This is a genomic window from Pseudomonas sp. DY-1, from assembly GCF_003626975.1.
In the GTDB taxonomy this organism is placed as follows: domain Bacteria; phylum Pseudomonadota; class Gammaproteobacteria; order Pseudomonadales; family Pseudomonadaceae; genus Metapseudomonas.
This window is the reverse complement of the sequence record NZ_CP032616.1, coordinates 2,962,543-2,977,673: the sequence shown is the minus strand read 5'-3', so window position 1 is coordinate 2,977,673 and position 15,131 is coordinate 2,962,543. Positions and strand designations below refer to the sequence as shown.

The window sequence follows — 15,131 nt, the reverse complement described above, 5'->3', positions numbered from 1 at the left end:
ATCTCTTTCATCCTAGACCTGGCACGAAACGACTGCTGCGCCCATCGGTCGCGGCCAATGCAGATGCTTTCACTTATCTTTCACAGTTCCCGGGTGTATCTTGTGCGCCCCAAAGCCAGCCCGACAGAGGCTGGTTCGATTAGCCGATGGGACAGCCCTGTTCTTCCCCAGAGGAGCCTGACCCCCATGTCCTTCACTCGCAGACAGATTCTCGGCGGCCTGGCCGGCCTCGGCGTTGTTGGCCTTGGCGCCGGTGGTGCCCGCTACTGGCTGGGCCGCACCCTGGATGCAAAGACCCACGACTACGAACTGATCGCCGCACCGCTGGACCTCGAACTGGTTCCCGGCCACACCACGCCTGCCTGGGCCTATGGCGGGCAGGCGCCTGGCGTGGAACTGCGCTCGCGCCAGGGGGACTGGCTGCGGGTGCGCTTCATCAACAAGCTCGAAGAGCCAACCACGATCCACTGGCATGGCATCCGTGTGCCCCTGGAGATGGACGGCGTCCCCTACGTTTCGCAGTTGCCGGTGTTGCCCGGCGAGTACTTCGACTATCGCTTCAAGACCGACGACGCGGGCAGCTTCTGGTACCACCCGCACTTGTCCAGTGCCCATCAGTTGGGGCGCGGCCTGGTTGGCCCGCTAATCGTCGAGGAGCGTGAACCTTCTGGCTTCAAACACGAAAAAGTGCTCAGCCTGAAGACCTGGCATGTGGACCAGGAAGGCGCCTTCACCGCCTTCAGCGTTCCCCGCGAGGCTGCCCGTGAAGGTACCCGTGGTCGCCTGAGTACCATCAACGGCAAGTCGCTCCCGACCATCGAGCTGCCCGCGGGGCAAGTGGTGCGTCTGCGTATCCTGAACCTGGACAGCACCGTTACCTATCGGCTCAACATGCCGGGGGCGGAAGCGCGCATCTATTCCCTCGACGGCCATCCGGTGAAGCCGCGCGACCTGGGCAAGGAGTACTGGCTGGGGCCGGGCATGCGCATCGAGCTGGCGATCAAGGTGCCGGCTGAAGGTACCGAACTGCCCCTGCGCAATGGTCCGTTGCGCCTGGCGACGCTGAAGAGCGTGGCCAGCAGTGAAGCACCGGGCGACTGGCCGGCGCCGCTACCGGACAACCCGGTACCCGAGCCCGACCTGGAGAAAGCCCAGGTGCTGCGCTTCAACTTCGAGTGGGCCGCCACCCTGGCCAGCGCCGCCGGACGGCCGAGCAACTACTGGCAGATCAACGGCAAGGCGTGGGATATCAACGACAAGACTTGCGCGGATCGTCCCATTGCCAGGCTGAGGAAGGATGGCCACTACATCTTCGAGCTGCGCAACATGGCTCAGTACCTGCATCCCATTCACCTGCACGGCATGGCGTTCAAGGTGCTGGACTCGGACCGCAAGTCGATCATTCCCTACTTCACCGACACCTACCTGTTGGGCAAGAACGAGACCGCGCGCATCGCGCTGGTGGCGGAGAACCCGGGTGTCTGGATGTTCCACTGCCACGTCATCGACCATATGGAAACCGGCCTGATGGCCGCCATCGAGGTTGTCTGAACCTGCCATGCGCCAGCCCCAGATCATCGACCGCAGCCGCGACGAACACTTCATGCGCGAAGCCCTCGCCCTGGCCCAGCAGGGCGCGGCGCTGGGGGAGGTGCCGGTAGGCGCGGTGCTGGTCAAGGACGGCGAGATCGTCGGGCGCGGGTTCAATTGCCCGATCTCCGGCCATGACCCCAGTGCCCATGCCGAGATGGTGGCGGTGCGCGATGCTGCCAGCCGCCTGGAGAACTATCGTCTGGTAGGCAGCACGCTGTACGTTACGCTCGAACCCTGCAGCATGTGCGCCGGGCTCATCGTCCATTCGCGGATAACCCGCGTCGTCTACGGCGCCACAGAACCCAAGGCGGGCGTGGTGGTCAGCCGTGGCCAGTTCTTCGACCAGGAATTTCTCAATCACCGTGTGCTGGTTGAAGGTGGCGTGCTGGCGCTGGCGTGCAGCGAGATGCTCTCCGGTTTCTTCCAGGCCCGTCGAGCTGCGCGCAAGGACGCCTGAGGCGGAAGCTTGCGACAGGCGGTCCGGTCAAGGTCAGGTGATGGTCCGACATGAAAAAGCCCGCTTGATGCGGGCTTTTTCTTGGCCGGAAGGGGCGGCTCAGAGCTTCTCGTCCTGCTGGTCTTCCGGCGGACGAGTCTTGTTGATGCCAGGCAGGTGGCTGGCATTCTCGGCCAACTGGCTGCCTTCCATTTGCGGCTGGGTTACCCAGGTGAGGATGTCGTAGTAGCGGCGGATGTTCTGTACGAAGTGCACGGTCTCGCCGCCGCGGGCATAACCATAACGGGTCTTGCGGTACCACTGCTTCTGCGACAGGCGCGGCAGCATCTTCTTCACGTCCAGCCACTTGTTCGGGTTCAGGCCCTCGGCCTCAGCCAGCTTGCGGGCGTCACCCAGGTGGGCGATGCCGATGTTGTAGGCGGCCAGGGCGAACCAGGTACGGTCCGGCTCCTTGAGATCCTCGGAAAGACCGTCCTTGATCAGCGTGAAGTACTTGCCGCCGCCATGGATGCTCTGCTGGGCATTCAACCGGTTGGACACGCCCATGGCCTTGGCCGTGCCCTCGGTCAGCATCATCAGGCCGCGCACACCGGTCTTGGAGGTGGCGGTGGGCTGCCAGAGGGATTCCTGATAGCCGATGGCCGCCAGCAGGCGCCAGTCCACGTCGTTTTTCTGCGAAGCCAGGCGGAAGTGTTGCTCGTACTTGGGCAGGCGTTGCTGCAGGTGCTTGGCGAAGGTGTAGGCGCCGACGTAGCCGAGTACATCGACATGGCCGTAGTAGCGATCTTTCAAGCGCTGCAGGGTGCCGTCCTTGCGAGCCTTGCCGAGGAAGGCGTTGACCTCGTTGTAGAGGCTGTCGTCTTCGCCTGGCGCCATGGCCCAGGCCAGGCTGGTGGCGTCACCCAGGTCGAAGGCCACGCGTACATTGGGGAAGTAGACCTGGTTCATCGCCAGCTCGTTGGAATCCACCAGGGTCAGGTCGATTTGCCCCTCGTCGACCATGCGCAGCAGGTCGACCACTTCGACTTCGTCGGATTCCTCGTACTTCAGTCCCGGCAGGGTGGCCTTCAACGCCGCCAGTTGCTCTGCATGGCTGCTGCCCTTGAGTACCAGGATACGGCGGCCCACCAGGTCTTCTGGACGGGTAGGGCGACGCTCGCCGTTGCGGTAGATGATCTGCGGGGTGACATCCAGGTAGGAGTGGGAAAAGCGCACGTCGTTCTTGCGCGCGTCGCTGGCCACCAGACCTGCGGCGGCCAGGACCGGGCCGTTGGCCTGGCCCAGGCGGAAATACAGATCATCCAGCTTGTCGGCGGTTTCGATCTTGAGCTCGACGCCCAGGTCGTCGGCGAATCGCTTGACCAGTTCGTACTCGAATCCGGTTTCGCCGTTACGATCTTCGAAGTAGGTGGCGGGGCTGTTGCGTGTAATCACGCGTAGCACACCCTCCTCCTGAACGCGCTCGAGGGTGGTGGGCTGTTTGCAGCCGACGAGCATCAGGAAGAATCCGGTGGCCAGGGCCCAGAACGCCCGACGTGTGCCGAACACGTGGTTATTTAGCATCCACGGAGTATACGCAAAGCCTGGCGGGCGCCATATCTCGACAGCGGGCATCTTCTCTGCTAGCTGTCGGGCGACGCGAGGCACCTTCAGAGGTGCCGGAAAGCGGCGCTTTGCGCTAGAATGCACGGCCTCCAAGCACACCCCTTCCCCAGAGGCTGTCCCGAAGATGTTGATCCTGCGCGGTGCTCCCGCCCTTTCCGCTTTTCGCCACGGCAAACTGCTCGAGCAACTGACCCAGAAGGTCCCCGCCGTCAGCGGACTCTACGCCGAGTTCACCCACTTCGCCGAAGTGATTGGCGTACTCAGCGGGGAGGAAGAGCAAGTCCTGGCCCGCCTGCTCAAGTACGGCCCCAGCGTCCCGGTTCAGGAGCCCAGCGGCCGCCTGTTCCTGGTAGTGCCGCGCTTCGGCACCATCTCGCCCTGGTCGAGCAAGGCCACCGACATCGCTCGTAACTGCGGCCTGGCCAAGATCGAGCGCCTGGAACGCGCTATCGCCTACTACGTGACAGGCGAGTTCAGCGACGCCGACGCGCAGCTCATCGCCAGCAGCCTGCATGACCGCATGACCCAGCTGGTGCTGGCCGGCGCGGAAGAGGCTTCCGGCCTGTTCAGCCACGCCCAGCCCAAGCCGCTGACCGCTGTGGATATTCTCGGTGGTGGCCGCGTTGCGCTGGAAAAGGCCAACGTCGAACTGGGCCTGGCGCTCGCCGAGGACGAAATCGACTACCTGGTGAAGAGCTTCAACGATCTGGGTCGCAATCCCCACGACGTCGAGCTGATGATGTTCGCCCAGGCGAACTCCGAGCACTGCCGCCACAAGATCTTCAACGCTAGCTGGGACATTGACGGCCAGGCGCAGGAGAAGAGCCTGTTCGGCATGATCAAGAACACCTACGAAATGCACCGTGAAGGCGTTCTGTCCGCATACAAGGACAACGCTTCGGTGATCGAGGGTTCTACCGCCGGCCGCTTCTTCCCGGACCCGGCAACCCGTCAGTACGGTGCCACCCAGGAGCCCGTGCACATCCTGATGAAGGTGGAGACCCACAACCACCCGACCGCCATCGCCCCGTTCCCCGGCGCCTCCACCGGCTCAGGTGGCGAGATCCGCGACGAAGGCGCTACCGGCCGTGGTGCCAAGCCCAAGGCGGGCCTGACCGGCTTCACCGTTTCCAACCTGCAGATCCCCGGTTTCGAGCAGCCCTGGGAAAAGCCCTATGGCAAGCCCGAGCGCATCGTCACCCCGCTGGACATCATGATCGAAGGCCCGCTGGGCGGCGCCGCGTTCAACAACGAGTTCGGCCGTCCGGCCCTGACCGGCTACTTCCGTACCTTCGAGCAAGCCATCGACACCCCCCACGGTGAAGAAGTGCGCGGCTATCACAAGCCGATCATGCTCGCCGGCGGCATGGGCAACATCCGCGCCGAGCACGTGCAGAAGGGCGAAATCTCCATCGGCGCCAAGCTGATCGTCCTCGGCGGCCCGGCCATGCTCATCGGCCTTGGCGGTGGCGCTGCTTCCTCCATGGCTACCGGCTCCAGCTCCGCCGACCTGGATTTCGCGTCGGTACAGCGCGACAACCCGGAAATGGAGCGTCGCTGCCAGGAAGTGATCGACCGTTGCTGGCAGATGGGTTCGGAAAACCCCATCAAGTTCATCCACGACGTGGGTGCCGGCGGTATTTCCAACGCCCTGCCGGAGCTGATCAACGACGGTGGCCGTGGCGGTCGCTTCGAACTGCGCGCCGTGCCCAACGACGAGCCGGGCATGAGCCCGCTGGAAATCTGGTGCAACGAGTCCCAGGAGCGCTATGTGCTCTCCGTGGACGCCGCCGACTTCGAGCGCTTCAAGGCCATCTGTGAACGCGAGCGCTGCCCGTTCGCCGTGGTCGGCGAGGCCATCGAGGAGCCGCACCTGACCGTGGCCGACAGCCACTTCGGCAATAAACCGGTGGATATGCCGCTCGAAGTCCTGCTCGGCAAGCCGCCGCGCATGCACCGTTCGGTCAGCCGCGAAGCCGAGCTGGGCGATGATTTCGCCGCCGCCGAGCTGGACATCGATGACGCCGTCAGTCGTGTACTGCATCACCCGGCCGTGGCCAGCAAGAACTTCCTGATCACCATCGGCGACCGCACCATCACTGGCCTGGTGGCCCGCGACCAGATGGTCGGCCCCTGGCAGGTTCCGGTAGCCGACTGCGCTGTCACCGCCACCAGCTTCGACGTCTACACCGGTGAAGCCATGGCCATGGGCGAGCGCACCCCGCTGGCCCTGCTGAACGCCCCTGCGTCCGGCCGCATGGCCATTGGCGAGACCATCACCAACCTGGCTGCTTCGAAGATCGAGAAGCTGGGTGACATCAAGCTCTCCGCCAACTGGATGGCCGCTGCCGGCCACCCGGGTGAAGACGCCCGTCTGTACGACACCGTCAAGGCCGTTGGCATGGAATTGTGCCCGGCACTGGGCATCACCATCCCGGTGGGCAAGGACTCCATGTCCATGAAGACCCGCTGGCAGGACGAGGGTGCGGACAAGTCCGTCACCTCGCCGCTGTCGCTGATCGTTACTGGCTTCGCGCCAGTCAGCGATGTGCGCCAGACCCTGACCCCGCAGCTGCGTCTGGACAAGGGCGAAACCGACCTGATTCTGGTGGACCTCGGCCGTGGCCAGAACCGCATGGGCGGTTCCATCCTGGCCCAGGTCTACAGCAAGCTCGGCCAGCAGACCCCGGACGTAGACGACGCCGAAGACCTGAAAGCCTTCTTTGCCGTGATCCAGGGCCTGAACGCCGATGGCCACCTGCTGGCCTATCACGACCGTTCCGACGGCGGCCTGCTGGCCACCGTGCTGGAAATGGCCTTCGCCGGCCACTGCGGTCTGGACATCTACCTGGACGCCCTGGCGGACAACCGTGAAGGCCTGGCTGCCGTGCTGTTCAACGAAGAACTGGGTGCGGTCATCCAGGTTCGCCAGGACGCCACGCCGGAAGTGCTGGCCCAGTTCAGCGCCGCCGGCCTCGGCGACTGCGTCGCGGTAATCGGCCAGCCGGTCAATGGCGCCAACGTTGCCATCAGCTTCAATGGTGAAGCCGTGTTCGGCGGTGAGCGCCGCATGCTGCAGCGCCAATGGTCCGAGACCAGCTATCGCATCCAGCGCCTGCGTGACAACGCCAATTGCGCCGATCAGGAGTTCGACTCGCTACTGGAGGAAGACAACCCCGGTCTGTCCGTCAAACTCAGCTTCGACGTCAATCAGGACATCTCCGCGCCCTACATCAAGAAGGGCGCGCGTCCGCAGGTGGCGATCCTGCGCGAGCAGGGCGTCAATGGCCAGGTGGAAATGGCCGCCGCCTTCGACCGCGCCGGTTTCGCTGCCATCGACGTGCACATGAGCGACATCCTTGCCGGCCGCGTCAGCCTGGAAGACTTCAAGGGCCTGGTGGCCTGCGGTGGCTTCTCTTACGGCGACGTACTCGGCGCTGGTGAGGGCTGGGCCAAGTCGATCCTGTTCAACTCCCGTGCCCGTGATGGCTTCCAGTCGTTCTTCGAGCGCAAGGACAGCTTCGCCCTGGGTGTGTGCAACGGTTGCCAGATGATGTCCAACCTGCACGAGCTGATTCCCGGCACCGAGTTCTGGCCGCACTTCGTGCGCAACCGCTCGGAGCAGTTCGAAGCGCGCGTGGCCATGGTTCAGGTTCAGGAGTCGTCCTCGATCTTCCTGCGTGGCATGGCGGGTTCGCGCATGCCGATCGCCATCGCCCACGGCGAAGGCCACGCCGAGTTCGAAAGCGAAGAAGCACTGCTGGAAGCCGACCTGTCCGGTTGCGTGTCCATGCGCTTCGTCGACAGCCACGGCAAGGTCACCGAGACCTACCCGGCCAACCCGAACGGCTCGCCCCGTGGCATCACCGGCCTTACCAGCCGTGACGGCCGTGTGACCATCATGATGCCGCACCCGGAGCGCGTGTTCCGTGCCGTGCAGAACTCCTGGCGCCCGGACGAGTGGCAGGAAGACGGCGGCTGGATGCGCATGTTCCGCAACGCCCGCGTCTGGGTGGATTGATAGCCGGCTGCAGGCCGTTCTGATGACCCTCTCCCCCGGGGAGAGGGTGCCCGAAGGGCGGGAGAGGGCGTTTCAGCCAGCTCCGCATGATTGGCCCACTCGGACATCGACAGTGAAAGGCGGGAGAAGGCAATCTTCTCCCGCCTTTTTTGTTTTCGAGCCTCACCCATGCCGGACCCGATTCTTCCTGAAGTCCGCCTGCTCCAACCCGGCGATCGCTGCCGGCTCTGCCGCTGTGGTCGTTCGCCACAGCTGCCTGATTGTCCTTCCTCTTGCTCTGACGGCTTCGACCTGACCGCTCGTCGCGAGCAGCGGTTACTGCTCTGCCGCTGTGGCCTGTCCGCGCGGCTGCCGTGGTGCGATGGCAGTCACAGCCCGCCCACACCCAGCCTCGGCCAGCGCTGGCGGCGCTTCTGGAAAGGTGAGTAGCACTTCACCTTTATCACCAGACGCACTATCCCCACGCAGAACGCATTGCTGCGCTACGGGTCCAAATCGCCGTATGTGAACCGTGCCTCGGCAATATGACGTCAAAATGCCATCATTCGTGACATCATTTCCTGGCATGAACCCGTATTCGGAGCCACGCGGAGGACCCGATGTACAAGCTGTGTTTCTACGTTCCGGAGAGCCATCTGGAACCTGTGAAAAAGTCCATCTTCGCCGCTGGCGGCGGGCGTATCGGCGCCTATGACAGCTGTTGCTGGCAGGCGCTCGGCCAGGGACAGTTCCGTCCGCTGGAGGGTAGCAATCCCTACCTGGGCCAGTCCGGGATCGTCGAGCAGGTGGCGGAATGGAAAGTGGAAATGGTGGTGGCCGATGAGCTCATCCACGATGCGGTCAAGGCACTGAAGAAGGCTCACCCATACGAAACGCCGGCCTTCGAAGTGTGGCGCCTGTCCGACCTGGTGTTCTGATCAGCGAAATGCGGCCCTGAAAGCTCCTGGCGTGCCGCCAACCGCCGAGCGGAAGCGATTGCTGAAGTGGCTGGCACTGGCGAAGCCGCAGGCCAGGGCGATTTCGCCAAGGGGCAGCTCGGTCTCACGCAGCAGCTTGCGCGCCCGTTCCAAGCGTCGCGCCAGCACATATTGGTGCGGCGGCATCCCGAAGCTTTCGCGGAACATTCGCGCGAAGTGATATTCCGACAGCGCCGAGAAGGTCGCCAACTCGCCCAGGCTGATGGGCTCGGCCAGGCGGGTCTCGATGTAGTCCGCCAGGCGCTTGCGCAAGGCCGGCGCCAATCCACCTTTCAGTCGCAGCCCTTCACGCATTCCCACCTGAGTCAGCAGGCTGTGATGGATCATCTCGTGCGCCAGGCTGGTGGCGCGCAGGCGCTCGCCGGGTTCGTCCCAGTCCAGGCGGACCAACTGATGGAAGTTCTGCGCCTGCTGTGGGTCATCGAGGAAGGTGCGCTCGCACAATTGCAGTTCGCGGGGTTCGCGGTCCAGCAGGGTCACCGCCGCTTGGGCGAAGTGCTCCGCGCTGAAATAGAGATGCGCCAGGCGGATCTCGCCGTTGATCACCCAGGATGATTCGTGGCCGGCCGGCAGGATGCACAGCTTGCCCGGTGCGCCCTTGGTATCCGGCCGCTCGCGGCGGTAGGTGCCGGTGCCGCCCTCCAGGTAGCAGGACAGGGTGTGGACTTTCGGCCCCTGGTATTCCCGCGCGTCGTGGTGGTTGCTCCAGAGTGCCGCGCCCAGGCCGTCACCCAGCTCCGCGCTGTGCTCAAGGCGAGCATGAGGCGAACTGCTGAGGGACTGGAAGACCTGATTCTGTTCGAGTAACGACATGGACGGAGCGGCCGGTGTACGAATGGAGTTCATCCTAGCGCGCGTGTAAACCGACGGGCAGCCATCCGACGAGATAAGCGCAAGTTTGTGCAAGCGGGTGGCAGGTGGTGGATGGAGACTGGTTCCGTCGAAACCGGAGTCGCCGTGATGAACCTGTCCCTCTACCTGCTCACCGTCCTGATCTGGGGCACTACCTGGATCGCCATCAAGCTGCAGATGGGCAGCGTCGCCATTCCTGCGTCGATCGCTTACCGCTTCGCCCTGGCCGCCGCGGTGCTGTTCGCCCTGCTCCTGATCAGCCGGCGCCTGCAGAAGCTCGATGGTCGAGCGCAGATGATCTGCCTGGCCCAGGGCCTGTGCCTGTTCTGTGTCAACTTCATGTGCTTCTACACCGCAAGCCAGTGGATACCCAGCGGGCTGATCGCCGTAGTGTTCTCCACCGCCACCCTGTGGAACGCCCTTAATGCACGAATCTTCTTTGGCCAGCGCATTGCACCCAACGTGCTCGGTGGCGGCGGTCTTGGCCTGCTGGGGTTGGGCTTGCTGTTCTGGCCAGAGCTGTCTCACCACACCGCCAGCCGTGAAACTTTCATCGGTCTTGGCCTGGCGCTGCTCGGCACACTGTGTTTCTCCGCCGGCAACATGCTCTCCAGCCTGCAGCAGAAAGCCGGACTCAAGCCGTTGACCACCAACGCCTGGGGCATGTTCTACGGTGCCCTGATGCTGGCCGCCTGGTGCCTGGTCAGCGGTACGCCCTTTGGCATGGAGTGGAACACCCGCTACGTCGGCTCTTTGCTTTACCTGGCGATTCCCGGCTCGGTGATCGGCTTCACCGCCTACCTGACCCTCGTGGGACGCATGGGCCCGGAGCGCGCCGCCTACTGCACCGTGCTGTTCCCGGTGGTGGCGCTGAACATCTCGGCCTTCGTCGAAGGCTACCAATGGACCTTGCCCGCGTTGTTCGGGCTGGGCCTCGTGATGGCGGGTAACGTACTGGTGTTCCGCAAGCCCAAGACGTCCATGCCGGCTGCTGCCACGGCGGGTCGCGCATGAGCGCCGGGCGCGTGGTACGCAGCCGAGACTTCACCGCGGAGCGGGCGTGGGGCGCGATGGATCTGGTCAATATGGGCGGAACCACAGTGCGTTTGCACTGGACCGACCAGCCCTATGTCTGGCACGTCAACGACGGGCCTGAAGTCTTCGCCGTACTCGATGGCGAGGTGGAGATGCGTTATCGCGAGGAAGGCGATGAATTGCGGGTACTGCTAGGGGCAGGGGATATCTTCTTCGCCGAGGTAGGTTGCGAACATGTCGCCCATCCGATTGGCGCCGCCCGAGTCCTGGTGATCGAGCGGGAGGGGAGCATCTAGTCGTTCTGGGTCTTCTTCACCCCTCGCATGTTCATCGCCGCGAGGCAGAGCTGCAGCACGATCAGCGCATAGGCGTGGGCGTACAGCCCCCAGGCGATCCAGAGCGCATTGCTCGTCATGAACACCCAGAAACCTACATTGCGTCGTGACTCCTGATTGGAGCCGATCAGCCAGGCAGCCAGGACGGTCACCAGCATCGCCGGCCATTGCAGCAGGTCCAGGTAGTCCATCGCCAATTCCTCGCACGCCTTCTGCTTAGTGGCGAGCGATGCAGCGGCGGTTCCATCGAATCAGCCGTTGAGCGGGTGGCTCAGGTAGAGGGCGATTTCCTCGGCCGCCACTTCCGTCGGATCGTAAAGCATGGTGTTCAACCCGCAGAAGGTGAAACCGGCGCGCTGGTAGAAACCGATGGCAGGGTAGTTGCTGGTCTGGGTCTCCAGCCACAGGCAGCGCATCGCCTGGCTGCGGGCATAGGCCATGGCCCCTTCCAGCAGTGCACGACCGATGCCCTGGCCCTGGTGCGCCGGTGCAACGAACAGCGCACTCAGTTCAGCGCTGCGGTTCCACGGCACCAGGCGCACGCATGCAAAACCGGCGAGGCTGCCGTCGCGGGCTTCGGCTGCAAGGGCGAAGTCGGCATCGGCTACATCATCGGGAAACCCGGCGGCGTCATAGGCCTTGTGGAAGGGCTCGGCGAGTTTCTCCTCGACCAGTCGCAGTGCAAGGCCATCGGCCTCGACGCGCCAGATGTGCGAGGTGATGTAGGAGGCATCGAAAGCGGCGAGCCGCTCGCTATCGGCCGGCACGCGCAAGGGGCGGTAGTTCATGGTGGACATCCTTGTTGGCCGTCAGCGGACCTTCGTGAATACCCGCTCCGACAGCAGCAATGCGGCCATCACCGGATAACAGAGGTAATGGACCAGGAACAGCAGTACGCCCATGGGGCTGGGCGTGTCCTGCAGAGTCATCATCGCTAGCAGTCCTAGGTATAGCAGCCCAAGCAGGCCGCCGTAGGTGAGCACGATGCGCCAACGCTCACCGGGCTCGGGTAAGCGGCGCTGGATGAGGCGGAACGCGAGGGCCAGCAGGGCGGCCGTGGCGGCAGCGATCAACAGCGTGGCGAAGATGCCGCCGATTTTCACGAAGCTGCGAAGGAGCAGGTTCAGGACGATGGCCAGGGCCACGCCGCCGACGGCGTAGCGCAAGGTAAGCGACATGACGGGATCTCGTTGTTGGGCTGTGGCAACTGTAGCCGAATGCTATCCGGGCAACCGATTCAGGTGGTATCGCAAATTTTTTTCCACGCCTGTAACGCTAGCTCGGCTGCGTTCTCTATCTCTATGTCCGGCGCAGCAAGCCGGCCAAAGTCAACCATCCCGAGGATGCACAAAATGACTACCAAGACTTCCACCACCACCGCTGCCGGCGTCGCCCTGGCCCTCGCCGCTGCCGGTCTGTTCGCCAGCCTGCCGACCCAGGTCATGGCCGAAGAAGCCATGGTGCACTGCTACGGCATCAACGCCTGCAAAGGTCAGAACGACTGCAAGACCGCTAACAACTCGTGCAAGGGACAGGGTGCCTGTAAAGGCCAGGGCTTCAAGAGCACCACGCTGGCCGAGTGCAATTCCGCCGGCGGCAAGGTCGGTCCCTGATGAGGCTGGGGTGGCCTGCGGGCCACCCCGATCCAGGGAGACCGGCCATGCATGAGCACCCATCCAGCCTGGGTTTCGGCCTGGGCTTGCGAAGCCAGTATCACCAGGAGGTTCTCGAACGACAGCCCACGGTGGACTGGTTCGAGGTGATCTCCGAGAACTACCTGGTAGGCGGCGGCAAGCCGCTCTACTACCTGGACGCCATTGCCGAGCGCTATCCGCTGGTAATGCACGGGGTGTCGCTGTCCATTGGCGGCCCGCACCCGCTGGACCGCGATCATCTGCTGCAGTTGAAGGCACTTGCCCAGCGCATCAGGCCTCGCTGGGTCTCTGATCATCTCTGCTGGAGCCGTGGCAACGCCCACCAGCTCCATGACTTGCTGCCGCTGCCCTTCACCGAAGAGAGCCTGGCCCATGTGGCCGAACGGGTCCGGCAGGTGCAGGACGCGCTGGGCCGGCCGCTGGTGCTGGAGAACGTTTCCAGTTACCTGCGCTGTGCCGACAGCGAGATGAGCGAATGGGAATTCCTCGCCGCCCTGGTGGAACTCAGCGGCTGCGAACTGCTGTTGGATGTGAACAACGTGTACGTCAGCGCGCGTAACCAGGGTTTCGAGCCCTGGGACTTCATCCGCGCACTGCCGAAAACCGCCATCCGCCAGTTGCACCTGGCTGGTCATAGCGACTACGGCCACTACCTGATCGATACCCACGATGCACCGATCTGTGATCCGGTCTGGCAGCTTTACCAGCGCACCCTTGAACACCTGGGGCCGGTTGCCACCCTGCTGGAGCGTGACGACCACCTGCCGCCTTTGGATGAGCTGCTGGCCGAGTTGGGCAAGGCACGGGAACTGGCGGACGTCACCCTGGGAAAGGAGGTGGTATGCGCTTGAGCGAATTTCAGCAGCGCTTCGAGGCCTACTTGCTGGATGAATGCGACCTAGCCGACGCCGAACTGCTCGCAGCCATTCGTGGCGGCCCGGAACTGGGCGCGCTGGAGGGCTTGCAGATTTACCATCATGCCTTCCGCGCACGGCTGGTCGAGGCGTTGCGTGGCGACTACCCGACACTGCATCACTGGCTCGGCGACGATGAGTTCGAGGCCTTGGCCCACGCCTACCTGCGTGCCCATCCGTCGCGGCATTTCAGCCTGCGCTGGCTGGGGGCGAGTCTCGCCGATTTCATCGAGTCCTGGCTGGTGCCGGATCAGTCCGCGCCCTTGGCCGAGCTGGCGCGGCTTGAGTGGGCCTTCACCCTGGCCTTCGATGCTCCGGCGGATGAGCCGCTGACCCTGGAGCAGATGGCGCATTTGCCTGCTGAAGACTGGCCCGAGCTGCAGCTGGCGCTGGTGCCCAGTGTGCAGCGGGTGCCTTGTCGGCATAACAGCCTGGCCCTGTGGCGGGCGGTGAAGGATGGTCGCGAGTTCCCTGGCAGCGAGCTGCTGGAGCGAGCCGAACTGTGCCTGGTCTGGCGTCAGGGGCTGGTGGGGCAATACCGCAGCCTTGCCGAGCAAGAAGGCCATGCATTGCTGGGCATGGTGGCGCAGGGCTGGAGCTTTGCTGGCCTGTGCGCGGAGCTCGGCGATCCGATGCTGGCGGCTGGCTGGCTGAAACTGTGGATAAGTGAGGGTGTGGTCAGGCGCGCAGGCTGAGTCTGGCGTCGTCCGACCGGCTTTTCCTAGAGTTCGACGCCCAGTCCGAAGCGCTTCTTCAGCACCCGCTCCAGCACGCCTCTTGGCACCCAGCGCGCCAGCAGCGGCAGGGCGCGGCTGCCGTTGCCGATGCGCACCAGCGTCGGACGGGGCTTGCGTTGTACGGCAGCGAGCAAGGTGCGGGCGAAGTCTGTGGCTGAAGTGGGGTTGTCCTGGGAGGCGCGGGCTCGTGCGCGAATGCCTTCGCGCACCGGCCACCAAGGGGAATCTTCGGCGATCAGGGCTTCGGCCTCGCGAGTGGCGCTGGCACCGAAGCTGGAGGCGATGGCGCCTGGCTGCACCTCCATCAGCTCGATGCCGAAGGGCGACAGCTCCAGGCGCAAGGCGTCGGAGAGTGCATGGACCGCGGCCTTGGAGGCGCAATAGGCACCGGCGAAGGGCGTGACCAGAACGCCCGATACACTGCCGATGTTCACCACCAGGCCCCGGCGTTTACGCAGCAGCGGGAAACAGGCGCGGGTCACATCCACCAGGGCAAAGACGTTGGTGTCGAACTGCTTGCGCAAGGCATCGACGCCGCCGTCCAGCAGCGGCCCCATGGCGCCAAAGCCTGCATTGTTTACCAGCACGTCGAGACCACCTTCCTCCCGTTCCAGTCGCTCGGCAAGGGCGGCGACGGCGGCCTGGTCATTCACGTCCAGCGCCACGGCGACGAAGCCGGCGGTTTCCAGCGTGGCCAGGTCCTGCGGCTTGCGGGCGGTGGCCCAGACGCTGTAGCCGGCGGCCTTGAAGGCGTCGGCCAGGGCGCGGCCGATGCCGCTGGAGCATCCGGTGATCAGGGCGGTGGGATTGGGCATCTCGAGTCCTTTGCTGGGGGGCATCCGGTTCGCCCTCTCCCCAGCCCTCTCCCTGAAGGGAGAGGGGGCCGTCCGTGCCACCGTCGAGGTCTGCGCGGATTGCTTGTCCCCCTCTCCCGCAAGCGGGAGAGGGGC

General features: G+C 64.3%; 16 protein-coding genes. 10 read left to right on the top strand and 6 right to left on the bottom strand.

Features of this window, described 5'->3' with window-relative positions; genetic code table 11:
• The first annotated feature begins 186 nt into the window (after positions 1-186).
• Positions 187-1,551, top strand: coding sequence for a multicopper oxidase family protein (locus D6Z43_RS14025; RefSeq protein WP_120652786.1), 1,365 nt, complete (start codon positions 187-189; stop codon positions 1,549-1,551).
• A gap of 7 nt (positions 1,552-1,558) precedes the next feature.
• Positions 1,559-2,050, top strand: a complete 492-nt coding sequence (gene tadA, locus D6Z43_RS14020) for a tRNA adenosine(34) deaminase TadA (protein ID WP_120652785.1) — start codon at positions 1,559-1,561, stop codon at positions 2,048-2,050.
• A gap of 99 nt (positions 2,051-2,149) precedes the next feature.
• Here the strand turns inward: tadA and mltF are convergent, their stop codons facing one another.
• Complete coding sequence (mltF, locus tag D6Z43_RS14015) at positions 2,150-3,613, bottom strand: membrane-bound lytic murein transglycosylase MltF (protein WP_120652784.1); 1,464 nt, start codon at positions 3,611-3,613, stop codon at positions 2,150-2,152.
• Between the two features lie 166 nt (positions 3,614-3,779).
• On the opposite strand from mltF, the gene purL reads away from it, so the two are divergent.
• From purL to D6Z43_RS14000, 3 genes are all read left to right on the top strand, one after another.
• On the top strand, positions 3,780-7,676 hold the full coding sequence (gene purL, locus D6Z43_RS14010; protein WP_120652783.1) for a phosphoribosylformylglycinamidine synthase: 3,897 nt from the start codon (positions 3,780-3,782) through the stop codon (positions 7,674-7,676).
• Positions 7,677-7,844: 168 nt separating this feature from the next.
• On the top strand, positions 7,845-8,105 hold the full coding sequence (locus tag D6Z43_RS14005; protein WP_120652782.1) for a CDGSH iron-sulfur domain-containing protein: 261 nt from the start codon (positions 7,845-7,847) through the stop codon (positions 8,103-8,105).
• 170 nt (positions 8,106-8,275) lie between these two features.
• Positions 8,276-8,593 (top strand): YqfO family protein, encoded by a 318-nt coding sequence (locus tag D6Z43_RS14000; protein WP_120652781.1) that lies wholly within the window; start codon positions 8,276-8,278, stop codon positions 8,591-8,593.
• Here the strand turns inward: D6Z43_RS14000 and D6Z43_RS13995 are convergent, their stop codons facing one another.
• Positions 8,594-9,466, bottom strand: coding sequence for a helix-turn-helix domain-containing protein (locus D6Z43_RS13995; protein WP_120652780.1), 873 nt, complete (start codon positions 9,464-9,466; stop codon positions 8,594-8,596).
• A gap of 147 nt (positions 9,467-9,613) precedes the next feature.
• On the opposite strand from D6Z43_RS13995, the gene D6Z43_RS13990 reads away from it, so the two are divergent.
• Both D6Z43_RS13990 and D6Z43_RS13985 read left to right on the top strand, forming a co-directional pair.
• The gene (locus tag D6Z43_RS13990) at positions 9,614-10,519 is read left to right on the top strand and encodes a DMT family transporter (protein WP_120655266.1); all 906 of its coding nucleotides are present in this window, start codon (positions 9,614-9,616) and stop codon (positions 10,517-10,519) included.
• On the top strand, positions 10,516-10,836 hold the full coding sequence (locus D6Z43_RS13985) for a cupin domain-containing protein (protein WP_120652779.1): 321 nt from the start codon (positions 10,516-10,518) through the stop codon (positions 10,834-10,836). The genes D6Z43_RS13990 and D6Z43_RS13985 overlap by 4 nt, the downstream gene beginning before the upstream one ends.
• On the opposite strand, the gene D6Z43_RS13980 is transcribed toward D6Z43_RS13985, so the two are convergent.
• From D6Z43_RS13980 to D6Z43_RS13970, 3 genes are read right to left on the bottom strand one after another with little or no spacing between them, the layout of a single operon-like run.
• A complete protein-coding gene (locus D6Z43_RS13980) occupies positions 10,833-11,066 on the bottom strand; it encodes a hypothetical protein (protein ID WP_120652778.1) in 234 nt (77 codons plus the stop codon). The genes D6Z43_RS13985 and D6Z43_RS13980 overlap by 4 nt on opposite strands.
• 60 nt (positions 11,067-11,126) lie before the next feature.
• Positions 11,127-11,663 (bottom strand): GNAT family N-acetyltransferase, encoded by a 537-nt coding sequence (locus D6Z43_RS13975; protein WP_218569219.1) that lies wholly within the window; start codon positions 11,661-11,663, stop codon positions 11,127-11,129.
• Between the two features lie 21 nt (positions 11,664-11,684).
• Positions 11,685-12,053, bottom strand: coding sequence for a hypothetical protein (locus tag D6Z43_RS13970; RefSeq protein ID WP_120652776.1), 369 nt, complete (start codon positions 12,051-12,053; stop codon positions 11,685-11,687).
• A gap of 174 nt (positions 12,054-12,227) precedes the next feature.
• Here D6Z43_RS13970 and D6Z43_RS13965 point away from each other — a divergent pair, with 174 nt between their 5' ends.
• From D6Z43_RS13965 to D6Z43_RS13955, 3 genes are read left to right on the top strand one after another with little or no spacing between them, the layout of a single operon-like run.
• Positions 12,228-12,488, top strand: coding sequence for a membrane protein (locus D6Z43_RS13965; protein ID WP_028628621.1), 261 nt, complete (start codon positions 12,228-12,230; stop codon positions 12,486-12,488).
• 47 nt (positions 12,489-12,535) lie between these two features.
• A complete protein-coding gene (locus D6Z43_RS13960; protein ID WP_120652775.1) occupies positions 12,536-13,381 on the top strand; it encodes a DUF692 domain-containing protein in 846 nt (281 codons plus the stop codon).
• Positions 13,372-14,139: a DNA-binding domain-containing protein gene (locus D6Z43_RS13955; protein WP_120652774.1), complete on the top strand. Its 768-nt coding sequence runs from the start codon at positions 13,372-13,374 to the stop codon at positions 14,137-14,139. The genes D6Z43_RS13960 and D6Z43_RS13955 overlap by 10 nt, the downstream gene beginning before the upstream one ends.
• A 26-nt stretch (positions 14,140-14,165) precedes the next feature.
• Here the strand turns inward: D6Z43_RS13955 and D6Z43_RS13950 are convergent, their stop codons facing one another.
• Positions 14,166-14,996 (bottom strand): SDR family oxidoreductase, encoded by an 831-nt coding sequence (locus tag D6Z43_RS13950; protein WP_120652773.1) that lies wholly within the window; start codon positions 14,994-14,996, stop codon positions 14,166-14,168.
• Between the last annotated feature and the right edge of the window lie 135 nt (positions 14,997-15,131).

Excerpts from the sequence above, each read along its gene's own strand:
- D6Z43_RS13965 (WP_028628621.1), top strand. The coding sequence starts at position 12,228 with ATGACTACCAAGACTTCCACCACCACCGCTGCCGGCGTCGCCCTGGCC.
- D6Z43_RS13995 (WP_120652780.1), bottom strand. The coding sequence starts at position 9,466 with ATGTCGTTACTCGAACAGAATCAGGTCTTCCAGTCCCTCAGCAGTTCG.
- D6Z43_RS13970 (WP_120652776.1), bottom strand. The coding sequence starts at position 12,053 with ATGTCGCTTACCTTGCGCTACGCCGTCGGCGGCGTGGCCCTGGCCATC.
- D6Z43_RS13975 (WP_218569219.1), bottom strand. The coding sequence starts at position 11,663 with ATGAACTACCGCCCCTTGCGCGTGCCGGCCGATAGCGAGCGGCTCGCC.
- D6Z43_RS13950 (WP_120652773.1), bottom strand. The coding sequence starts at position 14,996 with ATGCCCAATCCCACCGCCCTGATCACCGGATGCTCCAGCGGCATCGGC.
- D6Z43_RS13980 (WP_120652778.1), bottom strand. The coding sequence starts at position 11,066 with ATGGACTACCTGGACCTGCTGCAATGGCCGGCGATGCTGGTGACCGTC.
- purL (WP_120652783.1), top strand. The coding sequence starts at position 3,780 with ATGTTGATCCTGCGCGGTGCTCCCGCCCTTTCCGCTTTTCGCCACGGC.
- D6Z43_RS14005 (WP_120652782.1), top strand. The coding sequence starts at position 7,845 with ATGCCGGACCCGATTCTTCCTGAAGTCCGCCTGCTCCAACCCGGCGAT.
- D6Z43_RS13960 (WP_120652775.1), top strand. The coding sequence starts at position 12,536 with ATGCATGAGCACCCATCCAGCCTGGGTTTCGGCCTGGGCTTGCGAAGC.
- D6Z43_RS13955 (WP_120652774.1), top strand. The coding sequence starts at position 13,372 with ATGCGCTTGAGCGAATTTCAGCAGCGCTTCGAGGCCTACTTGCTGGAT.
- tadA (WP_120652785.1), top strand. The coding sequence starts at position 1,559 with ATGCGCCAGCCCCAGATCATCGACCGCAGCCGCGACGAACACTTCATG.
- D6Z43_RS14000 (WP_120652781.1), top strand. The coding sequence starts at position 8,276 with ATGTACAAGCTGTGTTTCTACGTTCCGGAGAGCCATCTGGAACCTGTG.
- D6Z43_RS13985 (WP_120652779.1), top strand. The coding sequence starts at position 10,516 with ATGAGCGCCGGGCGCGTGGTACGCAGCCGAGACTTCACCGCGGAGCGG.
- D6Z43_RS14025 (WP_120652786.1), top strand. The coding sequence starts at position 187 with ATGTCCTTCACTCGCAGACAGATTCTCGGCGGCCTGGCCGGCCTCGGC.
- D6Z43_RS13990 (WP_120655266.1), top strand. The coding sequence starts at position 9,614 with ATGAACCTGTCCCTCTACCTGCTCACCGTCCTGATCTGGGGCACTACC.
- mltF (WP_120652784.1), bottom strand. The coding sequence starts at position 3,613 with ATGCTAAATAACCACGTGTTCGGCACACGTCGGGCGTTCTGGGCCCTG.